This window comes from Streptomyces sp. NPDC020742 (genome assembly GCF_040641675.1).
Classification (GTDB): domain Bacteria; phylum Actinomycetota; class Actinomycetes; order Streptomycetales; family Streptomycetaceae; genus Streptomyces.
On the sequence record NZ_JBFAEA010000005.1, the window covers coordinates 199,637 to 215,209 of the forward strand.

Consider the following 15,573-nt stretch of genomic DNA (forward strand, 5'->3'; position numbering starts at 1 on the left):
GTCCCGTCGAGATCCTCCCTGCCGCGCGTCAGGACAGCTCCCCCGCCTGCTCCCGGTCCTTCTCCGGGGGACGCGGGGCCGTCCGGGGCTCGGTCATGTCGAGCAGGAGCAGGGCGTCGTGGTCGGGGGTGCCGGGTTCGGCCGTGTAGACACCGAGGCGCTGGCTGGGGGTGTCCTCCAGGTGCATGGTCTGGCAGGTGAGGGTGACCGTGCCGACGCGGGGGTGCTGGAAGGTCTTGAGCGCGGGCTTGCGGCCGGTCACCTCGTAGCGTTCCCAGAGCCCGGCGAAGTCGGGGCTCTTGAGCAGGAGTTCGCCGACGAGGTTGCCGAGGTCGGGGGCGTCGGGCGCGGTGCCGGCGATGGCCCGCAGCCGGGAGACACAGCCGCGGACCTGCTTGTCCCAGTCGGGGAACAGGTCGCGGGCGGCGGGGTGGAGGAAGAGGTAGCGGGCGAGGTTGCGCCGGGTGGCGGGCCAGTCGTCCAGGCCCGCGTACAGCGCGAGGCCGCCCGGGTTCCAGGCGAGCAGCTCCATGCTGCGGCTGATGACGTAGGCCGGGTGGGGGCGCATCGCCTCCAGCAGCAGCCTTAGATGGGGGCGCACGGTGCGGCCCGGGGCGGGCGGCGGTGCGGGGGCGTACCGGGCGGCGCGGGCGGCCAGTTCGCGCAGGTGGTGGTGCTCCTGGTCGTCCAGGTGCAGGGCGCGGGCGAGGGCGTCGAGTACGGAGGGGCTGGGGCGGGTCTCCTTGCCGCGCTCCAGGCGTACGTAGTAGTCGATGCTGATCCCGGCCAGGGTGGCCACTTCTTCCCTGCGCAGTCCCGGGGTGCGGCGCAGCCCGGCGCCGACGGTGAAGCCGGCCCGTTCCGGGCTGGTCCGGGTGCGGCGGGCGCGCAGGAACCGGCCCAGCTCCACGCCGCCGCTCCCGCTGCTGCTGGGGGTGTGCTCGGGTGCCATGGCTTCAGTCTCACACCGCGCTGACCTGGGTGGTAGGGCGGTGGGGGGCACTGGCGTTACCCCCGAAGAGCCCGCCCTGCCACCGGGGAGGCAAGGGCGCGAGAGTGGGTCCACGGCGCCCGGTGCGGCCGGTCGGGAACACCGCGGAAGCAGACCCGGCCCGTACGTCGGCCGGCCCGAGGTACGGGCCCGTCCCGCTGCCCGGACGTGCGCCGACGAAGCCCGCTCTCCGCGTGAACCGCGGACCCTCACCCCAGGAGCAACTGCATGCGTGCCGCAGTGATGTACGGAGCCGGAGACGTCCGGATCGAGCACCGTCCCGACCCCGAGGTCCGGCAGCCCACCGATGCCGTCGTGCGCACGCTCCTGTCGTGCGTGTGCGGCAGTGACCTGTGGCCCTACGCATCGATGCCCGCCACCGGAACCGGCCGTCCCATGGGTCACGAGTTCCTCGGTGTGGTCGAGGAGACCGGTGCCGAGGTCTCCCGGGTCAAGGCCGGCGACCTGGTCGTCGCCCCGTTCACCTACTGCGACAACACCTGCGACCGCTGCGCCAGGGGCGTGCACTTCTCCTGCCGACAGGGCGGCCGGTACGGTGCCGACGGTGTGGAGGGCGGCCAGGGCGAGGCGGTGCGGGTCCCGCAGGCCGACGGCACCCTGGTCGCCCTGCCCGTCGCCGCCGACTCCGGGCTGCTGCCTTCGCTGCTGACCCTGTCGGACGTGATGGGCACCGGTCACCACGGCGCCGTCACGGCCGGTGTCGGCCGTGGCGACTCGGTGCTGGTCATCGGCGACGGCGCGGTCGGCCTGTGCGCGGTGATCGCCGCGGGCCGGCTGGGCGCCGAACGGATCCTCCTCATGGGCCGCCACACCGAACGCACCGACCTGGGCCGCGACTTCGGCGCCGGCGAGGTCATCGCCGAACGCGGTGCGGAGGGCGTCGCCCACGTGCGCGACCTGACCGGCGGCGACGGTGTCGACAAGGTCATCGAGGCCGTCGGCAGCCGGCAGGCCCTGGAGACCGCCCTCGACGCGGTCGTCGACGGCGGCACCGTCAGCCGCCTGGGCATCCCGCAGTACGAACAGGGTCCCGTCGGCCCGTCCACGGTCCTGCGGAACATCACCCTCACCGGCGGTGCCAGCCCGGCCCGCGCCTACATCGACGAGCTGCTGCCGGACGTCCTGGACGGCACCATCTCCCCCGGCCGCGTCTTCGACCGGACCTTCTCGCTCGACCAGGTGCCGGACGCCTACCGGGCCATGGCCGACCGTCAGGTCCTCAAGGCCCTCATCGCCCTGTGAGCAGGGCCCCGCCAGCACGCCGCCGGGCGCCGGCACGCCACGATACGACTCCGCGCCGGCGGGTGCTGCCGGCGCGGAGCTGTTCGGTGCCGACGTCATCGTCGGGCGGTGAACTCAGGTCGTCACGACGCGGCGGATGCCCTCTCCGACGTCAGTTCCTCACGTCCTGTGGCGGAACTGACCGACGAATCCGCGACCGGCGGCACCGGCCGCTTCGTACGACGCAGCATTCCGACCGCAATGCCGACGATGACGAGAGCCGTGGCGCAGAAGGTCAGCGCGGTCATGTGCTCGCCCCGGAAAATCCAGGCGGAGGCCAGGCCGAATACCGGGACGAGCAACGAGAACGGGGCGACGGTCGGCGCGTCGTAGGTCCGCAGGAGATATCCCCATGCGGCGAATCCGAACAGCGTTGCCCCCCACGCCACATAGAGCGCGGCGCCCACTCCGCCGAGGTTCAGGTGCTGCAGCGCCCGCAGGTCGGCATCCCGGCCCTCGAAGGCCACGGAGAGGAGCGTGAGCGGGACGGGTGGTACGACGCTCACCCAGACCATGAACCGGAAGGCGTCCGGCGGACCGGCCTTCCGCATCGCGATGTTCGACAGGCCCCAGCACGCCGCCGCGCCCACCACCAGCAGGAATCCGGCAAGGGTGCCGGCCGTCGAGTCCAGCCCGGCCAGCACGATGCCCACCGAGGCGATCGCCGTGCCGACCAGTTGCACCCGCCGGGCGCGCTCCTTCAGCAGCACCGCGGCGAAGAGCACCGTGAACACCGCCTGGCCCTGGAGCACCAGGGAGGCCAGCCCTGGGGGAAGCCCCGCATGCATACCGATGAACAGCATGCCGAATTTCATGATGCCGAGGGTGACGCCGACCGCGAGCACCCAGCGCCAGGGAACTCCGGGCCGCCCGACGAAGAACACCGCGGGAAATGCGGCCAGGAGAAAGCGCACCGCGGAGAAGAGAAGCGGCGGAAAGTCGCGCAACCCTATGTCGATCACCACGAAATTGGCGCCCCATACGGCGGCGATGACCACCGCCAGGACGATGTGAACGGGCTTCATTCCCTTGGCTCCCGGGGACGCGCTGATTCCGATCGGTCCATCACAACAGCCGTCGTCCGTAAGGGCCAGCAAAGGTTTCTGAAGGTGGGGCATTAGCATCGCTGCATGTTCGACCTCAACCGTCTGCGCGCCCTGCGTGCCGTGGCCACCCACGGCTCGGTGACGGGTGCGGCCGCCGCACTGGGTTACACGCCGTCGGCCGTCTCCCAGCAGATCGCCAAGCTGGAGCGCGAGACCGGCTCCGAGCTGCTCGACCGGCAGGGCGGCAAGGTCGAGCTCACCTCCGCCGGCTGGCTGCTCGCGGAGGCGACGGACGAGGTCGTGGCGGTGTTGGAGCGGACCCGCTCGCGCCTGGAGGAACAGCGCGACCGGCCCACCGGGCGGCTGGTGCTCGCCGCGTTCCCCACGGCCTGCCGCGGCTTCGCCGCCGCCGCGCTGGCCGGCCTCGCCCGGCGCCACCACGCCCTGGACTGCCGGCTGCGGGAGTCCGACCCCCATCACGCCCTCGGCCTCGTCGTACGGGGTGAGGCGGACCTCGCGGTGGTACACGACTGGCACAACACGCCGTTGACGCTGCCGACCTCGCTGTCCGTCGCCGAGCTGGGCGAGGACCTCGCCGATGTCGCCCTGCCCGAGGGGCACCCGCTCGCCAACCGGGACGTGGTGACCCCGTACGACCTGCGGGAAGAGCGGTGGATCGGGCAGGGCACGGGGGCCATGTGCCATGAGTGGCTGGTGCGTTCCTTCGCCGGACTCGGCATCGAACCCGTCATCGCCTACCAGATCGAGGAGTACGCCTCCCAAGTGGCCCTGCTGGAAGCGGGGTTGGGCGTCACGATGTTGCCCCGTCTCGGCCGTGGCGCCCTGCCGCCCACCGTGCGCGTCGTCCCGATGCAGCCCGCACCCTCCCGCCGCGTTTCGGTGGTCTGGCGCTCCCAGGCCGACCGCAGGCCCGCTGTGCACGCCACCTTGGCGGCGCTGCGCGGGCACTGGCCGTACGCGGGCCCCGGCCGGCCGGACCGGGAAGCCGCCGCCTGAAATACCGGGCCGTCAGGTCCACGCGGGGGAGCCTCTGGTGGTCGAGCGGGAAGCGTCGGACTGACGCCGTACGTCGGAGCGTCGGCGCGGCGACGCGAGGACGCGGCGGGCCACCGCGACCCGGGCGTCGCACACCAGGACGGGAACCGCAGCACCGCAGCATCGCAGCACCGGGGACGTGAACCGGAGCCCCTCGGCACCGGAGCCCCTCGGTACCGCAGTGCCGCAGCGTCGGGCAGAGCGTAAGTCATCTGACGGATGGCACCGCCAGTGGGCGATCCGAGACTGGATACAGGACGCAGCCACATCCCGAACGGAGCGCCCATGAGCCCGACTTCACCACCAGCCCCAGCCGTTCCCAGCGGACTCCCACCCGGCAGGCCGGCGCCCCGCCTCAGCACCGAGCATTCCTTCCCGGCCGTGAGCCGGTCCGGCTCCGTCGCCTGACTCCGGGGCCCGCCCCGCGCCGTTCATCGGCGCGGCACCGGCCCACGGGCCTTCTTCCGGCCGCTGATCCACGGCCTCGCCATGCCCGCGCACACCGGGTTCGGCCCACCCAGCGCCGAGGTCCCGTCCGCGCATCCGGTCCGTCCGACCGCCACACCTTCTTCCTCCTTCCTACCTCCCTCCCTCCCTCCTTCCTCCCTCCTTCCTTCCTCTTTCCCTCCTTCTTCCTTCTTCCGTTCCGGCGTCCCGCACGTGGGACGTCGGCATGCCTATGACAGGGAGCCATGATGCCCGTCGTTCTCTCCACCTCTCCGCTGTCTCCGTACGAACGGGCGGCCTACTGGCACAGCGTGGTCTCCGACACCTTCATCCCGCTGGACGTGGTGCTGCACGAACGTGAGCCCTCGGTGGGGACGATCTCCAGTGAGCCGCTCGGTCCGTTGCAGATCTCCGTGGTCGAGGCGGGCCCCCAGACCGTCTCGCGGGACCGCCGCCTGATCTCCCAGGGCGGAGCGGAGTACCTCACCGTCACCCTCCACCACAAGGGCACCGCGAGGCTCACTCAGGACGGCCGCCAGGCTCTGGTCAGGCCCGGGACCTTCACCTGCTCGGACGCCGGACGGCCCTACGAGCGGGAACAGCCGGACGACTTCCGCTTCACCGCGTTCCGGGTGCCCAAGGAGGGGCTGGGCGTGTCGGAAGCCGATCTGCGGGCGATCACCGGGACCGTCTTCAGCGGCGACTCCGGCACGTCCGGACTGGTCGCGGGGTATCTGGCACGGCTGGCCGAACGCGCGGCCGGGTTCGACCCGTACACGGGCCAGCAACTCGCCATGACCACCACGGAGCTGCTGGCGGTCCTGGTGCGCGAACGGCAGGGCAGGCTGGACCCGCACACCCCGGAAGCGGCCCGGGGCATGCGGGCGCGGGTCAAGGAGTACATCCTGCGGCACCTGGCCGACCCCGACCTCTCTCCGCAGCGGATCGCGACGGCGAACCACCTGTCGGTCCGGTATCTGCACAAGCTCTTCCAGTCGGAAGGGTCCACGGTGAGCGGATGGATCCGGCGCGAGCGGCTGGAGCGGTGCCGACGCGATCTGTCACGGCAGTCGAGGACGGAGCCGAGCGTGTCGGCGGTCGCCCAGCGCTGGGGTTTTGTGAACCCCACGCACTTCAGCCGGGCCTTCCGCACCGCCTACGGCATGTCGCCGCGGGAATGGCGGTCCCGTACGCGCAGCGCGCACGACCGGTGAGGCGTCGGCTCACAGGGTGCTTCGCCTCACAGGGTGCGTCGCACGCCCGCCTGCCGTTCCAGGTTGCGCAGCTGCACCGTGAGGTCGCCCTCCACCGCTGCATGGGCGGGACCGCTGCGGCCGATGGGCAGGACCTCCGCGCTGCGCAGGTCCTCCAGCAGCAGGGCGAACGCCGCGTACGACGCGACCAGCGCCACCAGGAGCCCGAGGGCTCCGGCTGCCACGGTGAGCCCTTCCGCTCCGGTCAGCCCCGACAGTCCGGTGGCCGCCCACCGGGGCACGGAGACCACCAGGACGAGCCACAGCGCCCGCTTGGGCCGGGTCACAGCGGCCATCAGCGCCCCGAAGCACAGGAACGCCAGGTTGAACACGCCCAGCACCCGGAGCCCCCCGGCCGCGCCGCTCCCCAGGACGAGGGCGTACGCCAACCAGCTGCCGGCGAACGAGCCCATGAGCGTCGCCGCGATCACATCCCGGGCTCCGAAGGCCAGGACGCTGGCCAGGAGTTGGAGGACGAATGCGGGCAGCACGCACAGGGCGACGGCGCGGCGGTCCGCGGCCTGGAACACCCCGAGCTGCAGGCAGCCCGTCAGCACGGAGGCGATCGCCACCGTGAAGAAGCCCAGCGGCAACGGGGAGGCGATGGGGCGCAGGTTGATCCGCGTCATCGACCGGAGGTCCGGTTCGAATGAGCGGCCGGGGGGCGTGTCCTGGCGCTCGCCCGGCTCGCCCGCCTCGCCCGGCTTGCCGCCGGCGCTTCCGGTGCCGCCGGCAGGGACTGTAGTCATCGGTGGGATTCCCTCGTTCCGTCGTCAGTGCGCGAAGCAGGGGTCGATGAAGGGCGGCGGCGTTCCGGGGGCGGAGCCGCGTGCGACCCGCCACCGGCGGTGCTGTTCGGACTCGGCGACCGCCTCGGCCATGAGGTCGGCCTGGCGTGCGCCGCCGGACTGGTATCCGCCGAAGCGGGCAACCGGGGCCCACTGGGGGCTGACCGGCGGGAGGGCCTCGTCGAGGCCCTCGTACTCGGCACCGGCGTGCACGATGCGGCCGCCGACGACGGTGAGCAGGGATTCGATGTCGGGGATGGCGGCCTCGGGCACGGTGAAGTAGTCGTCCGTCAGGATCGCGAGGTCGCCGTAACAGCCCTCCCGCAGGGTGCCCTTGACCTCCTGCTCGCCGGTGAGGTGTGCACCGCCTCGGGTGTAGAGGCCGAGGGCGGTCTCCCTGCTGATCAGGTTCGCGGGCGGGTAGAGCGCGGTGCCGCCGACGGTGCGGCCGGTGACCAGCCAGTGCAGCGAGACCCAGGGGTTGTACGAGGACACCCGCGTGGCATCGGTCCCGGCAGCGACGGTCAGCCCCCGGTCGAGCATGGCCCGGACCGGTGGGGTGTGGGCGGTGGCCTCGGCACCGTAGCGGTCGAGGAAGGCCGTGCCCTGGAAGGACATCCGGTTCTGTACGGAGAGGGCGCCGCCGAGGGCCGCGATCCGCTCCAGGCTGTCGGCCGAGACGGTCTCGGCGTGGTCGAAGAGCCAGCGGTTCCCGCCCGGGAAGAGCCCCTCGGCCGCGAGCTTCTCGAACACGGCCAGGTCGCGGCGGATCGTCTCGTCATAGGTCGCGTGGAGCCGGAAGCCCCAGTTGTGCTCCATCAGGAGCCGAACTGCCCGCTCGAACTCGGCCTCGTACCCCTCGGGGAGTTCGGGCCGGGGTTCGGAGAAGTTCTCGAAGTCGGCGGCGGCCCAGGTCAGGTTCTCCCCCGCGCCGTTCAGGCGGAGCCACTCGTCGCCGTCCTCGGGCCGCACCGTCTCGGTCCAGCGCTTCAGATCGGCCAGCTCCTGACCGGCGGTCTGCGGGAACAGGTGATAGGCGATCCGCAGCGTCAACTCCCCCGTCCGGGCCAGGTCGATGACGGTGGCGTAGTCGTCGGGGAAGTTCTGGAACCCGCCGGCGGCGTCGACCGCCGAGGTCAGCCCGAAGCGGTTGAGTTCGCGGAGGAAGTGCCGCGTCGAGGTCCGCTTGTCGGCCGCGTCCAGGGCCGGTGCCTTGGCGAGGGTGGAGTACAGGACGAGGGCGCTGGGCGCCGCCAGGAGTATTCCGTTCGGTTCGCCGTTCCGCCCCCGGACGATCTGTCCGCCGCGCGGATCGGGGGTCTCGCGGGTGAACCCGGCGGCCTGTACGGCGGCCCGGTTCATCAGCGCCGACTGGTAGAGGTGCAGGACGAACACCGGTGTGTCGGGCGCGGCTGCGTTCAGCTCGGCCACGGTCGGCATCCGGCGTTCGGCGAACTGCTCGGCGGTCCAGCCACCGACGACCCGGATCCACTGCCCCTTGGGCGTGCGGCCGGCCTGCTCGCGCAGCATGGCCAGTGCCTGCCGGAGGCTGCGCACACCGTCCCAGCGCAGCTCCAGTACGTAGTTCAGGCCGCCCCGGATGACGTGCAGGTGCGAGTCGTTCAGCCCGGGGATCACCCGGCGGCCCAGCGCGTCGATGACCCGGGTCGCCGGACCCACGAGGCCGGCGAGGTCGTGGTCGTCGCCGAGGGCCACCACCCGCCCATCGCGGATCGCGACGCCGCGGGCCTCGGGGCGGCCGGGGTCTCCGGTGAACACCTTCGCGTTGCGGACGAGGAGGTCGGCCGCCGGCTGTTCCGGGCGCTGGGCGGGGAGGACGCCCGCCACGGGCATGCTCGTCGTCCCGGTCATGCCAGGGCCTCGCGCGGGGTGGCGGCCTCGGCGAACGCCCGGTCGGCGGGCTGCGGTACCGGTTGTGCGGACATGGGGGTCTCTCCTTCGGTGGGGAGTACGGGAGGGTCTGGGCACGGCGTACGGGGGGGGCGGTGCACGGCGTGCCGGGAGGGGGCGGTGAACGGCGTGCGGGACGCTGCACGCGAGGAGTGGCGGCGCCCCGTACGCAGCGGGAGGGGGACGGCTCAGCCGAGGAAGGCGAGCAGGGCGGTGTTGACCTCGTCGGCGTGCGTCCAGATCAGGCCGTGCGGGCCGCCGGGGACGACCTTGAGTTCGGCGCCGGCGATGCGCTGCGCCAGGGGGATCGCGGTGGACTCGATGGGCAGGGTGCGGTCGGCGTCGCCGTGGATGATCAGTGTGGGCACGTCGATGCGCGGCAGGTCCGCACGGAAGTCGGTGAGCCAGGCCTGGACGCAGTCGAGGGTGCCCTTGGCGGAGGCGCCGACGGCGACGTTCCAACTGGCCCGGACCGCCTGCTCGCTGATGCGCTCGCCGCCCAGGACGTCGACGTTGTAGAAGTCGGCGAGGAAGGCGGTCATGAACGCGAACCGGTCGGCGACGATGGCCTCTTCGATGCCCTCGAAGACGGCCGCGTCCACGCCGCCCGGATTGTCGTCCGTCTTGAGCAGGAAGGGCGGCACAACGCCGATCATGACGGCCTTGGCGATCCGCTCGGAACGGTACGCGGCGAGGTACCGGGTCACCTCGCCGCTCCCCATGGAGAAACCGACCAGCACGGCGTCGCGCAGGTCCAGCGCGGTGAGCACCTCGTTCAGGTCGGAGGCGAAGGTGTCGTAGTCATAGCCGTCGGCGGGCTGGTCGGAGCGGCCGAAACCGCGCCGGTCGTAGGTGATGACCCGGTGGCCGGCGGCGAGCAGCGCGCTGGTCTGCTTCTCCCAGGAGGCCCCGTTCAGCGGCCAGCCGTGGATCAGCACCACCGGCTGTCCGGTCCCGTGGTCCTCGTAGTAGAGCTCGACGGGGGCGGAGTTGCCCTCGGCGACCTTGATGAACGGCATGGTCTTTCTCCTCGTGGTGAATGCCAGTAGGGGGTTGGTGGGGCCCGGCCGTCCGGGCAAGGGGGTGTACGCGAGCGGCCGGGCCCGGTCCGGGCGGCCGCCCGCTCAGCGCCGGTCGGCCGCCCGCGGCGGCGCCGGTGCGCGGTGTAGTGCGAGCCGGGTGAGCAGCCCGCTGCCCACGCCCGCGGCGAGCACCAGGGCCGCCCACCACAGCGGGTACGGCGTCAGGCCGCACACCGCGTCGAGCGACCAGGCACCGGGGCCGGTGGCGGCCAGCGCGGCGGCGGTGACGATCAGGACCAGGGGGTACTCATAGCCGTCGTTCTGCACCCAGAGGCCGTTGTGCCACTTCACGGTGAGGGCGACGGTCATGACCCCGATGGCGCCGGTCGCGGCGAGCGGGGTCAGGAACCCGACGGCCAACAGCAGGCCCGATCCGATCTGGCCGCCGCCGGCCGCGAGGGCGGTGAGGGTTCCGCCGCGGAAGCCGTCGGCGCGGAACTCGTCCGCGCCTCCGGCGAGTCCCCGGCCACCCAGGTGCGAGCTGACCTTCTGCACGCCGTGGCCCGCGATGAGCAGGCCGGCCACCAGACGCAGGATCAGGATGCCGGTGTCCAAGGAGGTCAGCCGACCGCGTGCGCGCCGATGACGGTCTGCGCGTACACCACGCCCAGACCGTACGCGCCCGCATGCGCCTTGACGATCTCCATCACCTCGCCGTACGTCTCCTGGCGCGCCCAGTCGCGCTGGAGTTCCAGCAGTACCTGCACCCAGGTGACCGGCACGGCGCCGGCGGCCAGCATCCGCTGCAGGGCGTGCTCATGGGCGGCCGGGCTGACGCCGCCGGAGGCGTCGGACACCACATAGACCTCGTACCCCTGCTCCAGCGCGGACAGCGTGGGCAGCACCAGGCAGACCTCGGTCCACAGCCCGGACAGGATGATCTTCTTGCGCCCGGTCGCCTTGACCGCCGCCACCAGGGCCTCGTCCTCCCAGGCGTTCATCGACGTGCGGTCGATGACCTCCTGCCCGGGGAACACCTCGGCGAGCTGCGGCAGCAGCGGCCCGGAGAACGACTCGGCGGCAACGGTGGTCAGGATGGCCGGCACGTCGAACGCCCGGGCCGCCTTCGCCAGGCCCACCGTGCTGTTGATGATCGCGGAGCGATCACCGCTCCCGGTGCCGAAGAACATCTGCGGCTGGTGGTCCACGAAGACCATGACCGCGTTGTCGGGCGTGAGCAGGTCCGCGCTCGGGGCGGCCTGCACCTGGGTGATGTCGAACATGAGGGTGTCCTCTCGGAGCGGTCAGGAGTGTCGCCCGCCGCGTTCCCGCAGCTCAGCGCACCCCGAAACTACGACCGTCCGGACCACCCGACTTTTCCCTGCGTGCCCGGGAGTTGGCACCACAGTGCACTGCCCGAGGAGCCGGCGGCCTGCCTCCGGCCGAGGGGAGTGCGCGTTCCGCACCGCCGGCGCGCCCGACGTGCGGCACGGAGCGCCGTCAGGGCCCCCGCCAGCGCAGGTACAGGGCGGCGATGTCGTCGGCGTCGCGGGGGACGGGGGCCGGCAGGCAGACCCGCTCGATGTGCGCCAGCAGGTCGCCCTCGGGCACCGAGCGCAGCCCGGAGCCGAGCACCGAGAGGAGCTGCCCGGTTCCGGTGTCCAGGTCGAGCCCGGGCCGTTCGACGAGGCCGTCCGTGTACAGCAACAGGTGCGCCCCCGGCTGGAGCGTCACCGAGGTGGTGGGGAACACCGCGTCCGGATCGATGCCCAGCGGCAGACCGCCCTCGACGGGGAGGATCTCGGGCTGCCTCCCGGGTGCGGCGTGCAGCGGCTGCGGGTGCCCGGCGCGGCACAGGGACAGCCGTCCGGTTTCGGCGTCGAGGTGGGCTATCACGCAGGTGGCGAAGAGCGCGGCGTCCGGATCGGTCGAGGAGTGCGTGAGCAGCGCGTTGGTGCGGTGCAGGACGTCGGCGGGCGAGTGCCCCTCGGCGCTGTAGGCCCGCACTGCGGTGCGCAGCCGTCCCATCAGGGCGGCGGCCGCGGTGCTGTGCCCCTGCACATCGCCCACCACCAGGGCCAGTTCGCCCGAGGGCGTGTGCCAGGCGTCGTACCAGTCCCCGCCGACGGCGGCGCCCTCCGCCGCGGGCCGGTAGTGGGTGTGCACGGTGGTGTGGCGCAGTTCCGGAAGGGCCTGCGGAAGCATGCCCTGTTGGAGTTCGACGGCGCGCCGGTGTTCCCGGTCGTGGATGCGGGCCCGTTCCATCGCCTGGGCCAGCAGCGCCGCCACCACGGTGATCAACGACCGTTCGGCGGCGGCGAACTCGTGCGGCGTGGGGAAGCCGATCAGACAGGCGGCGCCGTTCCCGTCCTGGGTGGTGGGCAGGGGCAGGACCGCCCAGGACTGGCGCTTGGTGGTGTGCGCGAAGTCGACCAGGGGGGGGTAGGTGGCCAGGCCCTCCCGCAGGGAGCCGGCGAAGGTGGGGGTGCCGCCCAGCAGCGCGTCCCGGAAGGGCGTCGGTGCGTCCAACGGGAAGCCCTCCGCGGCCGCCGTCTCCGCCGGACCGTACCCCCAGGACGCGATGACCCGGAGACGGTCGCGTTCGGTGTCCACCACGAGCAGCCCGTCGGCCCCGAACGCCCGCAGGGCGGTCCCGGTGGCGCCGGCCACCTCGTCCAGGCTGGCCGCGCTCACCAGGTGCGTCGCCAGGTCCCGCAGCCGACCCGACTGCTCTGCCTGGGAGGACAGCAGACGCTGGTTCAGGTGCTGGCGGTCGCAGGCCACGGTGACATCGGCGACCAGGCCGTCCATCATCATCGGGTGGCCGTCCGCGTCCGGATGGGCCCGGCCGCGGGCCTCCAGGGTGCGCAGCCGCCCGGTGGCGTCGTACGCCCGGTAGCGGACCTGGTAGTCGGCGCACCGCTGGGCGATGTGTCCGAGGCTCTGTCGTAGTGCGGGCAGGTCCGTCGCGGGCACCTGGGAGAGGAAGTCGTCCAGGGTGAGCGGCGGATCGGACCGCGGCGCCAGCCCGTGCAGTCGGGCCAGCGCGTCATCGCCCTCGACGACGCCGGTGTCCAGGTGCCAGACGAACGTCCCCAGCTCCATGGTGCCGCTGGCGTCCGCGGCCACGTCCCCGTCCTCCGGCCCGCCGTGCTCCAGCTGACGTCCGGTCAGTGCGGCCAGCGCGGGCCCGGCGTGATCGGTCAGGCTCTGGAGGAAACCCCGCTCGACGGGGGAGAAGCCGGTTTCGTGCTGCCGCAGCACGATCAGCACGCCGATGACCGTGTCGTTGTCGATCAGTGGCAGGGACCCCGTCACCAGGTCGATCGGCAGCCGCTCGATCAGCCCCGGATAGCGCGCCCGCCGCTGCGCGAAGGCGTTCAGCCAGACCGGACGCGCCTTGCGCACCGCGTCGGTCGCCGAGAGGTCCTCGTCGATGCCGATGGCTTCCATGGGGAGGGCCACTTCGGCGGGCAGCCCCTGGGAGGCCACCAGGAACAGGTAGCGGCCGGACGCGTCCAGCAGCAGGACGGCACCGCCCAGGTCGCCCAGGAGTGGCGCGGCCGCGTCGAGGACACCGGCGAGCAGTTCCCGGGCGGTGCGCGAACGCGCCACCTTCGGGGCCGCTCGGTGCAGGGCGGCCAGCCATACGGCGGGATCGGACGGGGGGCGGCCCGCGGGGCCGACGGTACGTGCCGCCAGCGTGCGGCGACCGGGATCTTCCATGGGCGAACCGTAGAAGGCACCCGTCACCGGCGAGGGGAATGTCAAAAATTGAACGATTCCGGCCCACTGCTGTCCGCGTTCCCGGTCCCCGTGGGGAATACCGGGAAGGCCGAGGCCTCCGGGCGACGCTCCGCTGCCCCTCGGTGCGGTCGGGCGGCGGTCGGAAGCGGGGCGGCGCACCACCCGGGCTGTCGTCACACGCCAGGCCGCACCAGGCCGCACCGGCCCGCGCCGCCCACCGCGCTCATCGACCGCCGGCGTGTTCGACGGCGGCCGAGGCGAGTCCGGTGATCAGCGGGTGGGCCCGGGTGCCGTCGCCGTCCAACTCGGGCTGGAAGAGGGTGGCCAGGAAGAAGGGGTGGGCGGGCAGTTCCGCGATGCGGAGGTCGCCGGATTCATCGGTGCCGGTGAACGCCAGGCCGTGTGCCCGCAGGATGTCGAGGTGGCGGGGGTTGGGGCCGTAGTCGCAGTGATAGCGCGCCGGTGTGCGGTCGGCACCCAGCAGGTGCGCGGCCCGGGAGCCGGGCGTAACGGTCACCAGGCCTTCGTGGCCGACCAGGGAACAGGCGAGCGGCTGGACCACGGCGTCCTCATCGGCCGTTCCCGGGGCGTTCTCGGCGTGGCCGGCCCGGGTCAGGCCGCAGACGTTGCGGGCGAACTCCAGCAGCGCGTGCTGGAAGCCGCCGCAGGTGCCCAGGAAAGGGATGCCACCTTCGCGTGCCGCCCGGATCGCCGCCAGGACACCGGCCTCACTGCGGTAGGGACTGCCGGGCAGGACCCACACCGCGTCGAACCCGGCCACGCCCTGACCGGCGTCCTGGCTGGGGATCCAGTAGGCGTCCAGGTCCAACCCGTCGCGCCCGCGCAGCGCGTCGAGCAGACCGGGGATGCGGGCGTGCGACCGTACGGCGTCGGAGCGGTCCCCGACCAGGGCGATGCGTGCGGTGTGGTGATTCATGGCGACGATCCTGCAACCCCGTGCACATCAGGTCCAACGATGATCACTGCACTCACCATCAGCGATACTGATGCGCATGGACCCGCATCTGTTGCGCACCTTCGTCGCGGTCCTCGACCACCGCTCGTTCTCCGCCGCCGCCTCGGCCCTCGGCTATACGCAGTCCGCGGTCTCCCAGCACATCGCCGCGCTCGAAACCGACCTGGGAACCCGGCTGGTCGAACGCCGCCCCGTGGCTCCCACCCCGGCCGGAGCCCGGCTGATGGAGCACGCTCCCGCCCTGCTGCTGCGCCTGGATGCCGCCCGCGCCGACCTCGCCCGTCTGCGGCACACCCGCTCCACCCGGCTGACCCTGGCCTGCTCGCCGGCCGCGCTCACCCCGGCCGTCGCACAGGCCCTGGCCCAACTGCGCGCCATCGTCAGCTCGTTGGACCTGGAGGTGCGGGTGCGGCGACGGGAAGCGGTGCTCGGGGACGTGCTCACCGGGCGCGCCGACGCCGGCCTGGTGGACGGCGTCGCCGCCCCCAGCGACCCGCTCCCGCTGCCCGACCTCGGTCCCACCACCACCCTCGCCGCGGCCGAGGAGACCCTGGCCGTGCTCTTCCCCCACGGTCACCCCCTGGCCCGGCGCGACTCGGTGCGCCTGCCAGACCTGACGCAGGCTCAGTGGATCGACGCCCCCGACACCGCCGTCCCACTCGACCGGCTGCGCACCGTCTGCCGCACCGACGGCTTCCGTCCCCGGGTCCGGCACCGCGGTACCGACCTGCACGGCCTCGGCGCGCTCGCCGCCGCGGGCCACGGCCTCGCCGCCCTCCCCCGCCCGCTGGCCGCCGCGCTCGGCGGTGCGGTCGTACCGGTGGCGGAGCCACGGCTGGTCCACCGCACCGAACTCGTCCACCCCGCCCACCCCAGCGGGCCGGCCCGGCAGTTGGTCGAACTCCTCCGGGCCGGGTGACAGCGGTCGCCCCGGGGCCGCCCACGCGGCCGTTGCCCTCGGCCCCCGAGGCCGATGTGCCGGCGGCACCCGCCCCCACACTCCGGCCCCGCCCCCTCTCGCTCCCCGCCCCTTC

Annotated in this window: 13 protein-coding genes; 4 read left to right on the plus strand and 9 right to left on the minus strand. The window is 72.9% G+C overall.

The features are described 5' to 3' along the window. Positions 1-28: 28 nt before the first annotated feature. Complete coding sequence (locus AB0G84_RS12350) at positions 29-952, minus strand: helix-turn-helix transcriptional regulator (RefSeq protein WP_361318905.1); 924 nt, start codon at positions 950-952, stop codon at positions 29-31. A 267-nt stretch (positions 953-1,219) separates the two neighbouring features. Here AB0G84_RS12350 and AB0G84_RS12355 point away from each other — a divergent pair, with 267 nt between their 5' ends. Beyond that, positions 1,220-2,254 carry an alcohol dehydrogenase catalytic domain-containing protein gene (locus AB0G84_RS12355; protein ID WP_361318907.1) on the plus strand — a complete coding sequence of 345 codons (1,035 nt, stop codon included), beginning with the start codon at positions 1,220-1,222 and terminating at the stop codon, positions 2,252-2,254. A 122-nt stretch (positions 2,255-2,376) separates the two neighbouring features. On the opposite strand, the gene AB0G84_RS12360 is transcribed toward AB0G84_RS12355, so the two are convergent. Continuing rightward, positions 2,377-3,318: an EamA family transporter gene (locus AB0G84_RS12360; protein WP_361318909.1), complete on the minus strand. Its 942-nt coding sequence runs from the start codon at positions 3,316-3,318 to the stop codon at positions 2,377-2,379. A 105-nt stretch (positions 3,319-3,423) separates the two neighbouring features. Between AB0G84_RS12360 and AB0G84_RS12365 the strand changes: the two genes are divergently transcribed. Beyond that, a complete protein-coding gene (locus AB0G84_RS12365) occupies positions 3,424-4,356 on the plus strand; it encodes a LysR family transcriptional regulator (RefSeq protein WP_361318911.1) in 933 nt (310 codons plus the stop codon). 731 nt (positions 4,357-5,087) lie between these two features. Next, positions 5,088-6,056, plus strand: a complete 969-nt coding sequence (locus tag AB0G84_RS12370; protein WP_361318913.1) for a helix-turn-helix domain-containing protein — start codon at positions 5,088-5,090, stop codon at positions 6,054-6,056. Between the two features lie 26 nt (positions 6,057-6,082). Here AB0G84_RS12370 and AB0G84_RS12375 read toward each other — a convergent pair whose 3' ends face one another. From AB0G84_RS12375 to AB0G84_RS12405, 7 genes are all read right to left on the minus strand, one after another. Next, positions 6,083-6,724 (minus strand): GPR1/FUN34/YaaH family transporter, encoded by a 642-nt coding sequence (locus AB0G84_RS12375; protein WP_361319257.1) that lies wholly within the window; start codon positions 6,722-6,724, stop codon positions 6,083-6,085. Positions 6,725-6,868: 144 nt separating this feature from the next. Continuing rightward, entirely contained in the window at positions 6,869-8,755 is a 1,887-nt protein-coding gene (locus AB0G84_RS12380) for an amidohydrolase (protein WP_361318915.1), read from the minus strand. 227 nt (positions 8,756-8,982) lie between these two features. Beyond that, a complete protein-coding gene (locus AB0G84_RS12385; RefSeq protein WP_361318917.1) occupies positions 8,983-9,813 on the minus strand; it encodes an alpha/beta hydrolase in 831 nt (276 codons plus the stop codon). Positions 9,814-9,918: 105 nt separating this feature from the next. Next, positions 9,919-10,431: a DoxX family protein gene (locus tag AB0G84_RS12390; protein ID WP_361318919.1), complete on the minus strand. Its 513-nt coding sequence runs from the start codon at positions 10,429-10,431 to the stop codon at positions 9,919-9,921. 5 nt (positions 10,432-10,436) lie between these two features. Next, positions 10,437-11,099, minus strand: coding sequence for a hydrolase (locus AB0G84_RS12395; protein ID WP_361318921.1), 663 nt, complete (start codon positions 11,097-11,099; stop codon positions 10,437-10,439). A 217-nt stretch (positions 11,100-11,316) separates the two neighbouring features. Continuing rightward, a complete protein-coding gene (locus AB0G84_RS12400; protein ID WP_361318923.1) occupies positions 11,317-13,542 on the minus strand; it encodes a SpoIIE family protein phosphatase in 2,226 nt (741 codons plus the stop codon). Positions 13,543-13,786: 244 nt separating this feature from the next. After that, positions 13,787-14,500 carry a hypothetical protein gene (locus AB0G84_RS12405; RefSeq protein WP_361318925.1) on the minus strand — a complete coding sequence of 238 codons (714 nt, stop codon included), beginning with the start codon at positions 14,498-14,500 and terminating at the stop codon, positions 13,787-13,789. 76 nt (positions 14,501-14,576) lie between these two features. On the opposite strand from AB0G84_RS12405, the gene AB0G84_RS12410 reads away from it, so the two are divergent. Next, entirely contained in the window at positions 14,577-15,458 is an 882-nt protein-coding gene (locus tag AB0G84_RS12410) for a LysR family transcriptional regulator (RefSeq protein WP_361318927.1), read from the plus strand. The last annotated feature ends 115 nt before the right edge of the window (positions 15,459-15,573 follow it).